Genomic DNA, 16212 nt, shown 5'->3' with positions numbered 1-16212 from the left:
CATCACTGTTCATTTCACCGATTTAACGCAAACAAGGATTGGAAGATGCGCTGGTTGAGCAAACTGGTAGTGGTTTTCGGCTTGATGGCTGCCGGCACGGCAAGTGCGGCGCTGCAGCAGGGCAAGGATTACAAGCTGATGGACCGGCCGCAGCCGGTTAGCCAGCCGGGCAAACTCGAAGTGATCGAATTTTTCTGGTATGCCTGCCCTCACTGCAATTCCATCAATCCAGCTGTCGAAGCCTGGGCTGGCAAGCTGCCAAAGGACGTGAATTTCCGCCGCGTCCACATCAACTGGGAAGATCCCAGTCGCGAAGGGCATGTGAAACTCTTTCTGACCCTGCAGGCAATGGGGCTTGATACCAAGCTGCAGCCGGCTGTATTCAAGGCGATCTTCCAGGACAAGCTGGAGCTGCGCAAGGAAGACGTGCTCTATGCCTGGTTGAAAACCCAGCAGGTCGATGTCGAGAAATTCAAGGCAATCTATAACGGCTTCAGCATGGGTGTGATGCAGAGCAATCTGGCCAAGATGACGCGCGATTACGGCGTGGATGGCGTGCCGCGTTTTGTTGTCAGTGGCCGCTATATTGCGCTGCCGGCGAATGCGTCGGAAGAAGCGTCAGTATTGCAGACGGTTGATGCGCTGCTGGCTCAAGAGCGTGCGAAGGGCGGTAAAAAGAAATAAGCCATCCCGGCAGTGCAAAACGCAGGCCTTCAGGGCCTGCGTTTTGCATGATGGCTCAGCAGATTCAGGACTGCATCCTTCAGTCCCGGGTCGCTGACCTCATCGGCCAGCGAGCTAAATGCGTCGCATGCCGAGTCCGGCAGTTGCAGCTGCTTCGGCGGCTGCCAGCCTGGCAGTAGTGCACTGCTGATGCGGGGTGTGATGCCGTCGACGGCAACACCAGTTTCGTGCAGGTGCCGGATGACAGAGGGAATGCAGTGCCTGAGGCGCATCGCTGCCGCGCCGCTGCTGACCGCTACGATGAGCTGATTGCCCGACCAGCTTGCTGCAAGGCAGCAGGCAGCGACTTCAGTGGGCAAGCTCTGGCGTACCAGTGCCAGCACGCGCTCCAGCTCGGCAACTTGCTGAAGGATGGGGCGCAGTTGCTGATCCGAATTGAGCGGGTTGCCGCGGCGGATGAATTTCATCGGGTTTTCAGGGCGTGAGGTATGCCATGAATGTTATTGTGGTTTCCAGCCGTTTGGCAAAGGCAGTTTCCCTCGGCCCCTTGCAACTGGCCTTGTTTACGCTGCCGGTACTGGTTTTGCTGCTGGTGGCGGCCTTTTTTGCCGGCAACTGGGTGGCATCGCGTCCGCAAAGTGCCAGGGCGCTGACACCGGCAGACCGCGCGACGATGAACGCGCTGGCCGTGCAGATAGGCGAATTGCAGGCCAGGCTCACCCGGATGGATCAGCTGGCGGTCGAAGTGGGCAAGCGCACCGGACTGGATGTGAAGCCTTTCCTGTCGGAGCAGCCCGTGCCGCGTGGTGGTGTGTTCCGCAGTACCGACCGGCTTACGCTTGCTGAACTGACGGGAGCCCTGCAGCAGAGCAGTGCCCAGTCGCAGGGCTATCTCGATGCCCTGAGTGTTGCGCAGACCCTGCTGTTTCAGCCCAAGACCTCGCAGCTGCCGGTGCATGCCCCGATTGCGACCGGGATGCAGACATCGAGCTTCGGCTGGCGCTCCGATCCTTTCCGTGGCACGCAGGCCTTCCATGAAGGACTCGACTTTTCTGCGCCATCGGGAACCCCCATCCAGGCGGCTGCCGATGGTCAGGTGCGCTTCGCGGGCTGGCATGCCCAGTATGGCAATATGATTGACCTTGATCACGGCAATGGTGTCACCAGCCGTTATGCTCATGCCAGCGAGCTGCTCGTGAAGGAAGGCGACACGGTGAAGGTCGGCCAGGATATTGCCCTGGTGGGCAGCACCGGCCGCTCAACGGGGCCGCATCTTCACTTCGAAATCCGCTTTCTTGGTGTGGCACAGAATCCTCTGCGCTTTGTCGCGCCGGATACGCTGATCGCCAGCGCACCATGATAAAGTCATTTGCGCCGCTTGAAACCGCAGGGCTTGACGCCATATCTTACGGGGTTCATGCTGCGACGCTGCCTGATAATTAAACCCATGCCCGCCTCGGGTGAGTTGATAAAACCATGATTTCTACCCTGTTCAAAAAAGTGTTCGGCAGCCGCAATGACCGGCTGCTCAAGCAGTATCGCGCGATCGTCAAGCAGATCAATGCGCTGGAGCCGCAGATCAAGGCCTTGAGCGATGACGAATTGCGCGCCAAGACTGCCGAGTTCAAGGAACGCTTTGCCAAAGGGGAAACGCTGGACCAGCTCCTGCCCGAAGCCTTTGCGGTTTGTCGCGAAGGTTCGGTGCGCAGTCTGGGCATGCGCCACTTCGATGTGCAACTGATCGGCGGTCTCACGCTGCATCAGGGCAAGATTGCCGAAATGCGTACCGGTGAAGGCAAGACGCTGGTGGCGACGCTGCCGGCCTATCTGAATGCGCTGACCGGCCGTGGCGTGCATGTCATTACCGTCAATGATTATCTGGCAAGCCGCGATGCGGCCACCATGGGCAAGCTGTTCAATTTCCTCGGCCTGAGCTGCGGCGTAAACCTGAACAGCAAGACGCATGATGAAAAGCAGGGTGCATACCAGTGCGACATAACCTACGGCACCAATAACGAATTCGGTTTCGACTACCTGCGCGACAACATGGCCTTCCGGCGTGAAGAGCGCGTGCAGCGCGGTCTGGCCTACGCGATCGTCGATGAGGTGGATTCCATCCTGATCGATGAAGCGCGCACGCCACTGATCATTTCCGGCCCGGCCGATGACAGCACCGAGCTGTACCAGGCCATGAACACCGTTCCCTCACAGCTCACCAAGCAGGAAACCGAAGAAGGCGAAGGCGATTATTATGTCGATGAAAAAGCCAATTCGGTGCTGCTGTCCGAGGCTGGTCACGAAAAGGTCGAAGGTATCCTGACCCGCATGGGCCTGCTGCCGGAAGGTGACAGCCTCTATACCGCCAGCAACATCAGCCTGGTCCATCACCTGAATGCCGCCCTGAAGGCGCATGCGCTCTTTACCCGCGACAAGGATTACGTCGTGCTCGATGGCGAAATCGTCATCGTTGACGAGTTCACCGGGCGCCTGCAGACCGGCCGTCGCTGGTCGGATGGCTTGCACCAGGCCGTCGAGGCCAAGGAAGGCGTCACCGTCAACCAGGAAAACCAGACGCTCGCCAGCATCACCCTGCAGAATTATTTCCGCATGTACGGCAAGCTTGCCGGCATGACTGGTACGGCGGATACCGAGGCCTACGAATTCCAGCAGATTTACGGGCTGGAAACCGTGATCATCCCGACCAACCGCCCAATGATTCGCCAGGACAAGCAGGATCAGGTCTACAAGACGGCCAATGAAAAATACCTGGCCATTATTGCCGACATCAAGGACTGCGTTGAGCGCAAGCAGCCGGTGCTCGTCGGTACGACATCCATCGAGCAGTCCGAACTGCTGTCCGGACTGCTGGATGAGGCCGGCATTGCGCACAATGTCCTGAATGCCAAGCAGCACGCCCGCGAAGCTGAAATTGTTGCCCAGGCCGGCAGCCCCGGTGTGGTAACCATTGCGACCAACATGGCGGGCCGCGGTACCGACATCGTGCTGGGGGGCAGCCTTGAAAGCCAGATTCGCGCGATTGAGAAGAATGCCGAGCTGGATGAAGCCGGCAAGGCGGCAGCCATCGCTGAGGCCAAGGCTGCATGGCAGCCGGTGCATGATGCCGTGGTTGCCGCTGGTGGTCTGCACATTATCGGCACCGAGCGCCACGAATCGCGCCGCATCGACAACCAGCTGCGCGGCCGTTCCGGCCGTCAGGGTGATCCGGGTTCAAGCCGTTTCTACCTGTCGCTGGAAGACCCGCTGCTGCGCATTTTTGGTGGCGAGCGTGTTTCTGCCGTGATGAACATGCTGAAGATTCCGGAAGGCGAAGCGATCGAGTCGCGCATGGTCAGTCGCGCCATCGAATCGTCACAACGCAAGGTAGAGGGCCGCAACTTCGATATCCGCAAGCAGTTGCTGGAATATGATGATGTGGCCAACGAGCAGCGCAAGGCCATCTACTCGCAGCGTAACGAACTGCTCGAAAACGAAGATGTGGCCGAAACCATTGCCGCACTGCGTGATGGCTACTTCGGTGACCTGTTTGACCAGTACATTCCGCCGCAATCGATGGAAGAACTCTGGGATGCCGCTGGTCTTGAGCGCGAGCTGGGCGAAATGGGTCTGGAACTGCCGGTTGCCCGCTGGATCGCCGACGAAACCAGCCTGACCACCGATGCCATGCGCCAGCGTGTCCTCGATGCGGCCCGCGAGCTTTACGAAAGCAAGGTCGAGCAGGCCGGTGTGCAGGGTTTCCGTCATTTCGAGCGCTCTGTCCTGCTGCAATTCCTTGACCAGCACTGGCGCGAACATCTGGGCGCGCTCGATCATCTGCGTCAGGGCATCCATCTGCGCGGCTACGCCCAGAAGAATCCGAAGCAGGAATACAAGCGCGAATCGTTCGAACTCTTCTCCGAACTGCTGGCCAACATCAAGCGCGATACCGTCTCGGTGGTGATGAAGGTGCAGATCCGCAGTCCGGAAGATGTCGAGATGCCGGAGCCGGAAGCCGTGCCGGAAAGCGCGATGCAGTTCCGTCATGACGAAGCACATCCTGCATTTGGTGGTGAAGCCTCGCTGGCCAGCGCGGATAATGATTTTCAGCCGACCCCGGCCAACAATCCTTACGCGAATGTCGGGCGCAATGATCCTTGCCCCTGCGGTTCCGGCAAGAAGTTCAAGCATTGCCATGGCGCATTGAGCTGATCTGCTCTGGTGCCACGCAAAAACAGCGACCTTCGGGTCGCTGTTTTTGCGTGGCCAAGAGGGAATTCAGCTGGCCGGAGTCCGGGCATCCGGATGCCGCAGTGGCAGGGTGATGACGAAGCTGGTGCCTTCCAGAGGCTTGCTGTGCAGCTCGATCTGGCCAGCCAGCCGTCCACAGACCAGGGTATAGACCAGATAGAGCCCCAGCCCGCTGCCGCCCTGCCCGAAGCGGGTGGTGAAAAAGGGCTCGAACACGCGCTTCTGCAGTTCGGGCGGAATGCCATTGCCGTTGTCGCTGAACACCAGTTCGACATTGTCCTTGTCCTTGGCTCGCGCGGTGATCATGATCTGCCCGTTCTTGCGGTCGGCAAAGCCGTGAATGAGCGCATTCATCAGCAGATTGCTCAGCACCTGTTCGAGGGCACCGGGGTAGCTGTCAAATTCAAGGTTGTCGGGAATGTCGGTGCTGATGCGGTGCGTGGTGTGCTTGAAGCGTGGCCCCAGCGCAAACATCATTTCGCTGACAGTTGTGGCCAGATTGAACCGGCGGCGCAGGTCGGACGCCGTGTCGACGGCCACCTGCTTGAAGTTGGCGATCATCTCGGCCGCGCGCCAGCAATTGTGTTCGATCAGCTTCGCTGCTTCATTGGTCTGGTTCAGGAAGTCGTCCAGCTCGCTGCGCTTGATCGGGCCGGCTGCAAGCCGTTTTTGCAGGCTGCGTGCCGAGTCGCCAAAGGTAGTGGCAGTCGTCAGTGAAATGCCCAGCGGCGTGTTCAGTTCGTGCGCCACGCCGGCGACAAGGCTTCCCAGCGCCGCCATTTTTTCGGTCTGCACCAGCTGGTTCATGGCTTGCGCCAGCTCGGCACTGCGTGCCGCCACGCGAGCCTCCAGTTCTTCGTTGGCTTGTGTCAGGCCGGCGTTCAGCTGCTGGATATTCAGCTGGTCAAGCTGGCGCTCGTGATTGATCAGTGCGCGGGCTGCGATGTCGGCAAGCTGGTTGCCGCGGGCGATTTCTTCCGGCGTCCAGTTGCGCTGTTCGCCGGCGGCTTCGCACAGAAGGATGGCAACGACCTTGCGCTCGATGCGCAGCGGGTAACCCAGGAGTGAATGGATGTTATACGGCTGCAGGTATTCGTCGAGCAGCTCCCAGCTCAGCTGGTGATGGCGTGCGTCATGGGCAACCAGTGGTCCGCCGCGCTTGATCCATTCGAACAGTGCCGGGCAGGTGCCGGCGGTCAGAATGGGCAGGGCCGTGTCGCTGTCTTTCCCTTCAATGCTAAGGGTATGTGCTGATAGCCTTTGGTTTTGCTCGTCATAAAGCCATATACCCACTCGGGATACTTCCATGACCAGGCAGCCGCAGCGGGTGATCTGTTTGAAGGCCTCATCCAGCTCACCCAGATCGACCTGGCTGCTGTTGGACAATTCGAGCAGTTGCTGGCCACTGCTGGGGCGCAGTCCGGCCCAGTTTTCCAGCTCGCCCATGCGCTGTGGCGCCGCTTCGCGCACGACACTCAGCTCCATGTGATGCCCCTTGCGGTAGTACTGCAGGGCCAGCTCGCAATTGCCCGCCGCCGCCGCACATTCCGCCGCATCCAGCAGCAGCGCCGCCAGCAGATGCTGGTTGGCGATGGCTTCTGCCTGCACGATGGCCTTTTGCAGCAAGGGCAGGCCTTTTTCCGGATGCCGGTTTTGCACTTCCAGCAGGCCCAGCACGCGCAGCACATTGATTTCGGTCCAGGAGTAACCTGCCTGGCGGGCCGTAGCCAGCGCCGGCTCCAGCAGATCCCGCACCTGGGCGGTCTGACCCTGTGCCAGCCGGGTTTCGGCGAGACGGAACGCTGTCTCGGTTTCGAATTCGGTCAGTCCGTGCGTACGGCACAGTGCCAGGGTCGTGGTGTACTGCTGCTCGGCTTCGGTCAGTTCGCCGATCTGGCGCAGATTGTGGCCGAGGTTAATCCTGGCCTTGGCTTCCAGATAGGGGCTGCGGATATTGTGCTGCTGCATGCGCTGCAGTGCATTGCGCTGGATGACGACGGCGGTGGCCGGGTCTTTCAGCGCATCGTGGATCATCCCCAGCCCGATATAGGCCAGAATCTGCGTATTCCACTCCTGGGCCAGTGTTGCCACTTCAATGCAGCGTGCCCAGAACTGCAGCGCACGGTGGTATTCGCCCTGTACATAATGGCTGCGGCCGATCGATTCGAGCAGGTGTGCTTCGGCAGCAAAGAGATGCAGCGACTGGGCGATCTGCAGTGCTTCGTACATGCGGTCACGCCCGAGCACGGCGCGGCCCAGGTTGTCCATGATGTGGCCGTAATGCTCGGCGATGGCGACAAAGCCGGCGTAATCGCGCAGGAGGCGCGCCTGGGCAAATGCCGCTTCGCACAGCTCGCGCGCTTCTTCCTGCCGGTCGGCGGGGCAGGCTGCAATCTGGCCGAGCAGGCTGGCAATCGTGGTGGTGGCAGGAATGGGCATGGGCGGACTGTTTGGCTCCGGTGATTTCCAGCATAGACTGGCGTGGCGTGGACCGATATGAAAGCCGGCTGGCCAGTGGCGGATTCGCTGCAGTGCGATCGGGCTTTGCAGGCATAATGGCGGGCATTGCACGACATGGATGTGCCCCATGCTCACTCGCCAGGATTTTCCCGCGCTGACGGCCGGTTTTGTGACCGTGCTGGTCGGCTATACCAGTTCGGCCGCCATTGTCTTCGAGGCCGCGCGCAGTGCCGGCGCGACGCCGTCGCAACTGGCGTCGTGGCTGATGGCGCTGGGTATCGGGATGGGGCTGACCTGCATTTTGCTCTCGCTACGCTATCGCGTTCCTGTCGTGACGGCCTGGTCGACGCCGGGCGCGGCGCTGCTGATTACCAGCCTCTCCGGCGTCAGCATGCCGGAGGCCATCGGCGCTTTTGTCTTTTCGGCCGGGCTGATGATGCTGTGCGGCGTCACCGGCCTGTTCGAGCGCATGATGAGTCGCGTGCCCATGCCGCTCGCCGCTGCGCTGCTGGCCGGCATTCTGGTGCGCTTTGGCGGCAACGTGTTCAAGGTCATGCCGCAGCACCTGTGGCTGGTGCTGGCCATGTTTCTGGTCTATCTGGCCGGCAAGCGCCTGCGCACGCGCTACGTGATTCCACTGGTGCTGCTGGCCGGCATGCTGATTGCCGGCATGCAGGGCGAGCTGCACTGGCAGCAGCTCAGCCTGCAGCTGGCTGCACCCGTCTGGACGACGCCGGTATTCACGCCCTCCGTGCTGCTGGGCGTCGGTGTGCCGCTTTTTGCGGTGACGATGGCCTCGCAGAATATTCCGGGCGTGGCAACGCTGCATGCCAACGGTTTCCGACCGCCGATTTCACCCATTCTGGGCGGCACAGGGCTGGTGAACCTGCTGCTGGCACCCTTCGGCTGTTTTGCCCTGAATCTGGCCGCCATAACCGCCGCGCTCTGCATGACACCGCAGGCGCATGAAAACCCGCAGCGCCGCTATCTTGCCAGCGTCGCTGCCGGGGGTTTCTATCTGCTGCTGGGCCTGTCCGGCGCGACTGTGGGTGCGGTATTCGCTGCGTTTCCGCAGGCGCTGGTGATGGCGGTCGCCGGCCTGGCGCTGTTTGGCACGCTGGCGGCGGGACTCACGATGGCCATGCGTGACGAGCCGCTGCGCGAGCCGGCGCTGATCACCTTCCTGATTACCGCCTCGGACATGACGCTGTTCGGAATCGGCTCGGCCTTCTGGGGGCTGGTCGGTGGGGCACTGGCGCTGCTGGCGCTGAATGCCTGGCGCGGCAAGGCATGATCTTGTTGGGTATATTCGTTAAGCCCTTTGCTCTATTTGGCCGCACGACAATACGGTGCCAAGTATTTAGCGTTTTGCTGCGATTGCCGTGTAGATCGGCCCATTCTTGCCCGGTGTCGAGCTGAAGAGCTGCACCGGACCCAGGCTCCATTGCAGTGGCGGGGCAAGCCGGCTTTGCCAGCGCCTGGCATCGCGCAGCAGCGTCAGGTGCGGCTGGTAGGGGCGTGCTTCCACCGGGAAGCCGGCCGCTTGCAGTGCGGAGCGCAGGCGGCTTTCGTGAGCCAGCAGTGCATCCGGCGGCGTGCTGCTACCCAGCCAGACGACCACCTTCTCGCCGGCACCAAAGTGGCCGATCCGGTCGAGCTGCAGGGTGGCATCGGCAGGCGGCTGCAGCGATAACAGCTCCTGCAAGACCGGTATGCGCGCGGGTGGCGTGTCGCCCAGAAAGGCCAGCGTGAGATGCAGGTTCGTATCGGCAACGCAGCGCCCGCCAAGCTGGGTGTGCAGCGTATCGCGAATGCGCGCAACGGGTTCGTGCAGCACTGGCGGCAACGCAATGGCGATGAAGAGGCGCTGATTAGCCTGCGTCATGGTGGCGCAGCAGGAAGTCGGCGGTGACCCAGCCGGCGTCGTGCGTGAATTCGCCCAGGTGGCGGGCGGCTTCTTCCCAGTCCAGCTCCTCAAAGCCGGCGACCTCGCCATCACGATTGCACGGCGTGATGCCACTGGGTAGCAGCAGGTCGTAGCAATAGAGGATTTCGTCGTGCGTGCCATCCGGCTCGTTGCGCGTGCTGCGTACGGCACCGCAGGGTATCAGGGTGGCGGCAATGTCGGCCGGAATGCCGGCTTCCTCATCCAGCTCGCGGATGGCGCAGTCCAGCAGCGCCTCGCCGGCAGCCAGCCCGCCGGCGGCCAGATTGTCGAGGCGGCCGGGGTCGATGGCCTTGCTGGCCGCGCGGCGACCGATCCAGAGCGTCCGCTTCGCCGTGTAGCCATTGATATGGACGGCACGGCTGGTCAGGCCGAAGCGGCGAAAGGCTGCGCGCTCCAGGCGGAACAGCGGCTGCAGCGTGTCTGGCCAGCCGCGCTCGTCCGGTGCGCAGCACAGATATTCTTCGTCGCGCCAGCCGGTGACGAGGCCAGCCGTGCGCAAGGCGCTGGCTGCATCGCGCATGGCCGTCTGGACACTGCGCAGGCTCAAGCCCGCATCCAGCCCGAAGCCTTGTGGCAGCGGAGCGAAACGCGCGTCATGCTGTTGCAGAAATGCGGCGATCTCCGGACTGACCCAGCCGAGTGGCACACCGGCGGCATGAAAGCGCAGCAGACCGTCGGATTTGAAACGTGGAAGCTGGCAGCGGTAATCGGCAAGCAGGGTATGCATCATGGCGTGGCAGGCAAAGAAACAGCGCACAGGAAGGTCTGGTGCGCTGCAGGGTTGGAGGCCATCACCGGGCCGGACATCCGGCCGGGCAGGATGTCATTTGGCTTTGGCAGGGCGGCCGGTCTTGATGCGCTCGACGCGGTCGGCGGCGGCCAGCAGCGCGGCATCGTCAAGCACCGCCAGCAGCTGCAGGCCGGCACGCAGCAGCTCGCTTTTCTTGATCTCGGTGCCGTGTTTCAGCGCACGGGCCTTCAGTGCAGCCAGCAGTGCGTATTCGTCTTCCGGAATGGTGTAGCTGTCGCGGATGAGCTTGACCTTGACTGGCTTTTTCTTCTCCGCCACCTTGCTTTCAGCGACCGGCGCAGCGCTCTTCCCGGTGGCTGGCTTGCTGGCAGGCTGCACGGGGGCGGGCGCCGGAGCGGCTTTTGCGGCCGGTTTGCGTACCGGTGCACTAGTGCTGCTGGCCGTTTTGCGGGCTGCCGGGCGGGCAGTGGCCGGGGTGGCGTTTGCTGGTTTCACGGTGGCGGCGGCAGTGCTTGCCGGTGTCGCTGCAGGTTTGGTGGCCATCGTACGGGCTCCGTCAGTGTCATGAATGATTAACACTGTATACGATATATACCGTATAAACTATTACAGTTCCAAGACAGTTCTGTGTAGCTTTCAATGCGACGTATTCTGGTAGCAAACCCCAAGGGCGGCAGTGGCAAATCGACGCTGGCCGCGCATCTGGCCTGCTGGTTTGCCTGGCAGGAAGACCAGGTTCTCCTTGGCGACACTGATCGCCAGCAATCACTGGCGCACTGGCTGAAAACCCGGCCAAAGGCCTTGCCGCAGATCCGCGGCTGGGAGGTCACGCCGGGCGAGCCGGCCCGGCCGCCACGCGGCACGCAGGTGGCGATTCTGGATACGCCGGCCGGTTTGCACGGCAAATCGCTGAAAGCACTGCTTGGCATGGTCGATCAGGTGATAGTGCCCCTGCAGACCGGCGCCTTCGACTTCTGGGCCAGTGGGGAGTTTTTCGACATTCTGGCCGAAAGCAAGGCGGTACGCCGCGAGCAAATCCGGGTTGCGGCGGTGGGTATGCGCGTGAACCCAAGGACTAGTAACGGTCGTGAGCTAATACCCTTCCTTGCTCGCTATGATATTCCGCTGGTGGCGCAGCTGCGCGATGCCACCTTGTACCGCGATACCATCGCGCGCGGCATGACACTGTTCGATCTGTCGCACGGGCGCACGCAGCTCGATCGCGAACAGTGGCAGCCGCTGCTGGACTGGGTGACCGGGCCTACACGATAAATGCCGCGCAGATGGTCAGCAGGCTGAGGGCCAGAATCAGCCCCACGATGCCATTGACGACGAACAGCCGCCGCCAGAACGTCGATTCAACACGGCGGTACTGCCCGGTGCGGGTGATTGCCCAGATGGTTGCCATATAGGCGCCGACATCGTCCGGATCCACATAGATCGACGTGCGGATCTTGGGCAGCATGTCGTGGTAGTGCTCATCGACATAGTCATACAGCAGTCGCGAGAGCAGCACGTAGAGCAGGAAGCCGCCGAGGCTGCCAATAATGCAGGCGGGCAACAGTACATCGACGAAAATGCCGGAAGGAACCATCGCGAACCTCAGAGCGGAGCTGGTGAAAAACCGGTGGGCGTCGTGTCGCGCGGCGGAACCTGGCTGCGATTGATCAGCACCGGAATCAGGACTCGCGTGATGGGCGGCGTGCGTGCCAGCGTGCACTCGGTCAGCGTGATGGGCTGCGTGTCGCCATCCTCGCTGTCGAGCATGCCCAGTGCGTTGACCATGTAATCGTGCTGACTGAAGCGCAGCAGTTCGGGGGTGGCGGCCAGCTGGGTGACCAGCACGTCGCACAGGGCTTCCGGGTTGAGTGCGGCGTGAGCACGCTCCAGCTCGGCGGTCAGCGTCTGGATGCGCTCCTGCTGGCGGGCCTTGGCGGCAGCCGCTTCGGGGGTGCTGTCGCTGCCCAGGCGCAGCATCACGCGGGCATTGCCGAGTTCTTCTTCCAGCTGGGCTTTTTCTGCTTCGAATCCGGCAATCTCATGGCGTGCCTGGCTCGCTACCAGGTCAAGAATCTGCAGTGGCAGCAGTGCCTGCAGTGCTTCCGGGCTTTCAACCGGGCGGCCGAGCTGGTGGTCGCGGAAAGTCAGCAGGCGTTGCGGCACATCCTGGCGCAACTGCCCGTCCTGCTCGGACAGACCATAGCGGGTTTCTTCGCGGGGCGTCACCATCAGCAGGGTGCAGACGCTGTCGGCCAGTGGCCAGTCATAGAACCAGTCCGGCAGTATGCTGTTCTGGCTGATGATCTCGTTCATTCGCTGGGGCGTCGCGAACAGCAACTGCAGCAGGCGGTGCTGGCGCCAGTTCTCCGCCGTGAGCGCCATCGGGGCGGGCAGGCGTGTTGCGGTCGCGGTAGCGTGTGCCTCGGCCCAGCCGAGGTAGGGAGCCAGTTTTTCCTGGTAACGGCTGGCCAGCCGGATACGCGGGCTGGCCAGTTCGACCAGTTGTTCGATCAGCGCGGTATTCACTCCGGCCAGTGGGTCGGGGCGGTTCCACAGCTGTTTCAGGGTGTCCCACATGGCGCGGTGCTCCTGCCCTGTGCTCAGGGGTTGAGTTCGTAAAGGGTGGCCGGATCGGGTTCGTCCAGCTGGCGGATCACCCGGGCCGGGTTGCCGGCGACCAGCGTGCAGCGCGGTACATCCTTTGTCACCACGCTGCCGGCACCGATGACGCTATGATCGCCGATGGTCACGCCGGAGACGATCAGCGCGTCGGCGCCGACCCATACATTTTCGCCCAGCGTGATCGGTTTTGCCCAGAAAGCCCAGCGTTGCCGCTCGGCCGGATCGACGGGGTGATAGGCGGTCAGAAAGCGCACACCGGGTCCGACCAGCGTATGGTGGCCGATGGTAATCGGGGCTGCGCCATCAAGCACCACGCCGGCATTGATGAAGGCCTTGCGGCCGATGCGGATATTCTTGCCCCGGCCGATATACGTGGGGCTCAGAATGGTGGCGCCGCCGTTTTCGGCCAGCAGCTCATCAAGGATGGCCTTGGCTTCCTGATCCCAGTTATCACTGGTCAGTGCATTGTAGCGTTCGAGCAACGCCCATTCGGCTTCGCGTTCACTGCCATTCTTGCCCAGGTCGCTGAATGCGTAGCGGATCAGTTTGTCATCCTGCATGCGTATCTGTCCTCGATATCCTGCTCATATTATGGCTCTGCTTGTACAGATAAAGGGAGCTGGTAAGTAAAATAAATGTCCGCGTAATAATGCGAACGCTTTGTTTTCCGCACTTGCGCATATGCCGTTGACACGCTGGCGAATGCATAAGCAAACAATTATCCTGTATCGGATTTCAGCCCTTTATTCCCGAATTGCGTTTATGCCGGAGGCAAGCATGATGAACTGGAAACTGCGTACCCGATTACTGGCCGGGTTCGGTGCCGTGCTGGCCCTGTTGCTGGTCGTCGTGGCGGTCGGCTTTTTCAGCCTTGCGAAGGTGCGCTCCCAGCTGGCCGAGCTGGTGGACGACACGTATCCGAAGGTCGCGCTTGCCAGTGAAATCATCCAGATCAATCTGCAGAATGGTCAGCACATCCGCAATGCGCCATTGGCCGACTCGCTGGGTGATATGGACGATGTGCTGGCCAAGGCCGATGCCGGCCGCAAGGTGCTGGCCAGCAAGGAAGCCGCCCTGAAGGCGCAGCTCACCGATTCCAAGTCTGCGCAGTTGTTTGCCGACGTTGAAACGAAAGGCAAGGCGCTGGACGCCGCAACGACGGTGTTGTTCAACCAGCTGCGCATCGATCGCTCGATCGCCGGCAAGCTGATCAACGGGGATTACGCCCAAGCCAGCCTGCAGTACGAAAACAGCCTCAATGCGCTCGCGCAGCAGCTGCGCCAGGACATGGAGCAGGACCGCAACAGTGCCCGCACGGCGACAACGGCGGCGATTTCGCTGATGCTGGGTCTGGGTGCCGTGGCGGTCATCATCGGTTTCTCGGTGGCCTGGGTGATTGCCAGCAAGGTGGCCGCGCAACTGCGTGCTGCCGCAAGCGTGGCCGGCCGCATTGCCGAGGGCGACCTCACGCACGACTGGAGCGGCAGCCGCTATGGCAGCGATGAAATCGGCCAGCTGCTGGGCGCCCTGCAGAAAATGCAGGACAAGCTTACCGACATGATCCGCCAGATTGGCCGCAACGCCGAAAATGTCTCCGGTACCGCGCGACAGCTGACTGCGGTATCGCAGCAGCTTACCGGCAGCTCCGAGCAGCAGTCGGGGGCGGCAAGCGCCATGGCGGCTGCCGTGCAGCAGGTCAGCACCAGCATGGAGCAGGTTGCCGACAACACGCTTGAAGTCGAGCAGAAGGCACGCAGCGCCGGCCAGCAGGCCGCTGCCGGCAACAGCGATGTGCAGGCTGCAAGTTCTGAAATGCGCCTGATTGCCGAAGAAGTGACGACCGTTTCCGCCCGCATCGCCGAGCTGGGCCAGAATATCCGCGACATCGGCAGTATCGTGGTTGTGATCCGCGATGTGGCGGATCAGACCAATCTGCTGGCGCTCAATGCCGCCATCGAGGCGGCGCGGGCCGGCGAGCAGGGCCGGGGCTTTGCGGTCGTTGCCGATGAAGTGCGCAAGCTCGCCGAACGCACCGCGCAGTCGGCCAGCCAGATCACCGCGATGGTCAACAGCATCCAGCAGGGCGCCGAACAGGCCGTCTCCCGCATGGACAACGGCAGCCGGCGTGTGGCCGAGGGCCTGAACCAGGCCAACAAGGCCAGCGACAGCATCGACCGCATCAACCTCAGCAACCAGGATGTGGTGCAGGCCGTTACCGTCATCACCGAGCAGATGCAGGAGCAGCGCGTGGCAACGCGCGACATCGCCGTCAATGTCGAACGCATTGCCAGCATGGCCGAAGATACCTCGGTGGCCTCCCGTTCGATGGCCGAATCGGTTGGTCAGCTCGACCGCATGGCCAGCGAGCTGGCGGCGACGGTACAGCGTTTCCGCGTGCGCTAGGATATTCTGGCGTGAGAAAAGCCCGGCTTGCCGGGCTTTTCTATGGGTATGCGCCTGCAACCATTTAAATGAAATGGCTTCAGGCTGATACCCTCTAATGACTTTTCCGGCTGGCCAGTTGCACGCCGCACAGCACGATGCCCGCCCCCAGCCACTGCAGCGGCGTGAAGTGCTCGCCCAGCAGCGCCATGCTCAGCCCGATCGACAGGATGGGGCCGACGCTGCCGATCAGTGCCGTGCGGCCCACGCCGATGCGGTCCATTGCCATCGTCATCGCGTAGACGGGTAGGATGGTGCAGAACAGCGCCATGATCGCCGTATCCATCCAGACGGCCGGCGGCAGGTCAAGCAGGCGCTGCGGATTCCGTGTCACCAGATAGTGCAGCACCAGCGCGGTGGCCGACACCAGCAGGGCAAGTTCGGTAAAGCGCGTGGCGCCGATCTGGCGGATGACGGGGGCGCTGAAACACATGAAGACGGCGAAGCTGAGCGTGCTGCCCAGAATCAGCAGCATGCCGGCCAGATCGCCATGTGCCTGCCCGCCACCGCTACCGGCTACCAGCAGCGTGCCGGCCAGACTCAGCGGCAGGGCGAGTGCCAGGCGGCCCGGGATGCGCGTGCCAAAGGCCAGCCAGCCCATGATCAGGGTGAAACCGGGGTAGAGCGTGAGGATGAGCCGCTCGAGGCTGGCGCTGACCGTCTGCAGTCCCAGAAAATCGAGCAGGCTGGAGAGGTAATAGCCGCACAGGCCCAGCACCACCAGCCAGCGCCATTGCGCGGCGGTGAGCGCCGGCTTGCCAGAATCACGCCGCCAGACGCGGACAGCCAGAATCAGCGGTACGCAAAACAGCAGGCGCAGCGTGAGCACATCGAGCGCATCGGCGCCGTGCGCGTAGGAAAACTTGATGAAGACGGCCTTGAGCGCGAAACCGGTGGCGGCAAGTACCGCCAGCGCAACGCCGGTCTGGTGCGGGGTAAAACGGGGAAGGGTGGCATTCATCGCAGTGCTCCGTCATGTGGGGCGGCGGGCTGCGGTGTAAGGGGTAGGATGCACCGCAGCGTACTGGCCGCGGTGGTGGGTGCTGTTTACCTTGCTGAC

Annotated in this window: 15 protein-coding genes; 6 read left to right on the top strand and 9 right to left on the bottom strand. The window is 62.1% G+C overall.

The genetic code is table 11. The features are described from left to right. Positions 1 to 45: 45 nt before the first annotated feature. Positions 46 to 684 (top strand): thiol:disulfide interchange protein DsbA/DsbL, encoded by a 639-nt coding sequence (locus tag H559_RS0102905; RefSeq protein WP_028451454.1) that lies wholly within the window; start codon positions 46 to 48, stop codon positions 682 to 684. 29 nt (positions 685 to 713) lie between these two features. Here the strand turns inward: H559_RS0102905 and H559_RS0102900 are convergent, their stop codons facing one another. Further along, a complete protein-coding gene (locus H559_RS0102900) occupies positions 714 to 1151 on the bottom strand; it encodes a DciA family protein (protein WP_028451453.1) in 438 nt (145 codons plus the stop codon). A gap of 26 nt (positions 1152 to 1177) precedes the next feature. On the opposite strand from H559_RS0102900, the gene H559_RS0102895 reads away from it, so the two are divergent. Together H559_RS0102895 and secA are read left to right on the top strand one after the other, a co-directional pair. Then, positions 1178 to 2044 (top strand): M23 family metallopeptidase, encoded by an 867-nt coding sequence (locus tag H559_RS0102895; protein ID WP_028451452.1) that lies wholly within the window; start codon positions 1178 to 1180, stop codon positions 2042 to 2044. A 116-nt stretch (positions 2045 to 2160) separates the two neighbouring features. Continuing rightward, on the top strand, positions 2161 to 4890 hold the full coding sequence (gene secA / locus H559_RS0102890; protein ID WP_028451451.1) for a preprotein translocase subunit SecA: 2730 nt from the start codon (positions 2161 to 2163) through the stop codon (positions 4888 to 4890). A gap of 66 nt (positions 4891 to 4956) precedes the next feature. On the opposite strand, the gene H559_RS21280 is transcribed toward secA, so the two are convergent. Next, the gene (locus H559_RS21280; protein WP_051278855.1) at positions 4957 to 7368 is read right to left on the bottom strand and encodes an ATP-binding protein; all 2412 of its coding nucleotides are present in this window, start codon (positions 7366 to 7368) and stop codon (positions 4957 to 4959) included. A 148-nt stretch (positions 7369 to 7516) separates the two neighbouring features. On the opposite strand from H559_RS21280, the gene H559_RS0102880 reads away from it, so the two are divergent. Beyond that, the gene (locus H559_RS0102880) at positions 7517 to 8683 is read left to right on the top strand and encodes a benzoate/H(+) symporter BenE family transporter (RefSeq protein WP_028451450.1); all 1167 of its coding nucleotides are present in this window, start codon (positions 7517 to 7519) and stop codon (positions 8681 to 8683) included. 66 nt (positions 8684 to 8749) lie between these two features. Here the strand turns inward: H559_RS0102880 and thpR are convergent, their stop codons facing one another. The 3 genes from thpR to H559_RS0102865 all read right to left on the bottom strand — a co-directional run bounded on the left by thpR (position 8750) and on the right by H559_RS0102865 (position 10631). Then, the gene (thpR, locus tag H559_RS18560) at positions 8750 to 9274 is read right to left on the bottom strand and encodes an RNA 2',3'-cyclic phosphodiesterase (protein WP_051278854.1); all 525 of its coding nucleotides are present in this window, start codon (positions 9272 to 9274) and stop codon (positions 8750 to 8752) included. Further along, positions 9261 to 10067, bottom strand: coding sequence for an NUDIX hydrolase (locus H559_RS18555; protein ID WP_051278853.1), 807 nt, complete (start codon positions 10065 to 10067; stop codon positions 9261 to 9263). Before H559_RS18555 ends, thpR begins: the two co-directional genes overlap by 14 nt. 93 nt (positions 10068 to 10160) lie before the next feature. Further along, complete coding sequence (locus tag H559_RS0102865; RefSeq protein ID WP_028451449.1) at positions 10161 to 10631, bottom strand: hypothetical protein; 471 nt, start codon at positions 10629 to 10631, stop codon at positions 10161 to 10163. A 96-nt stretch (positions 10632 to 10727) separates the two neighbouring features. On the opposite strand from H559_RS0102865, the gene H559_RS0102860 reads away from it, so the two are divergent. After that, entirely contained in the window at positions 10728 to 11360 is a 633-nt protein-coding gene (locus H559_RS0102860) for a nucleotide-binding protein (protein ID WP_028451448.1), read from the top strand. Here the strand turns inward: H559_RS0102860 and H559_RS0102855 are convergent. The 3 genes from H559_RS0102855 to H559_RS18550 are packed head-to-tail and all read right to left on the bottom strand — an operon-like array spanning position 11350 to position 13270. After that, positions 11350 to 11682 (bottom strand): hypothetical protein, encoded by a 333-nt coding sequence (locus tag H559_RS0102855; RefSeq protein ID WP_028451447.1) that lies wholly within the window; start codon positions 11680 to 11682, stop codon positions 11350 to 11352. The two genes, H559_RS0102860 and H559_RS0102855, sit on opposite strands and share 11 nt — an antisense overlap. An 8-nt stretch (positions 11683 to 11690) precedes the next feature. After that, the gene (locus H559_RS0102850) at positions 11691 to 12665 is read right to left on the bottom strand and encodes a hypothetical protein (RefSeq protein ID WP_028451446.1); all 975 of its coding nucleotides are present in this window, start codon (positions 12663 to 12665) and stop codon (positions 11691 to 11693) included. Positions 12666 to 12688: 23 nt separating this feature from the next. Continuing rightward, a complete protein-coding gene (locus H559_RS18550; protein WP_051278852.1) occupies positions 12689 to 13270 on the bottom strand; it encodes a sugar O-acetyltransferase in 582 nt (193 codons plus the stop codon). A 217-nt stretch (positions 13271 to 13487) separates the two neighbouring features. Here H559_RS18550 and H559_RS18545 point away from each other — a divergent pair, with 217 nt between their 5' ends. Beyond that, entirely contained in the window at positions 13488 to 15113 is a 1626-nt protein-coding gene (locus tag H559_RS18545; protein WP_051278851.1) for a methyl-accepting chemotaxis protein, read from the top strand. 94 nt (positions 15114 to 15207) lie between these two features. On the opposite strand, the gene H559_RS0102835 is transcribed toward H559_RS18545, so the two are convergent. Then, a complete protein-coding gene (locus tag H559_RS0102835) occupies positions 15208 to 16113 on the bottom strand; it encodes a DMT family transporter (protein WP_028451445.1) in 906 nt (301 codons plus the stop codon). Positions 16114 to 16212: the final 99 nt, after the last annotated feature.

Origin of the sequence: Chitinilyticum aquatile DSM 21506 (genome assembly GCF_000430805.1) — a bacterium.
GTDB lineage: Bacteria > Pseudomonadota > Gammaproteobacteria > Burkholderiales > Chitinibacteraceae > Chitinilyticum > Chitinilyticum aquatile.
The sequence above is the reverse complement of the archived record's forward strand: the minus strand, read 5'-3'. Positions and strand labels throughout refer to the sequence as shown.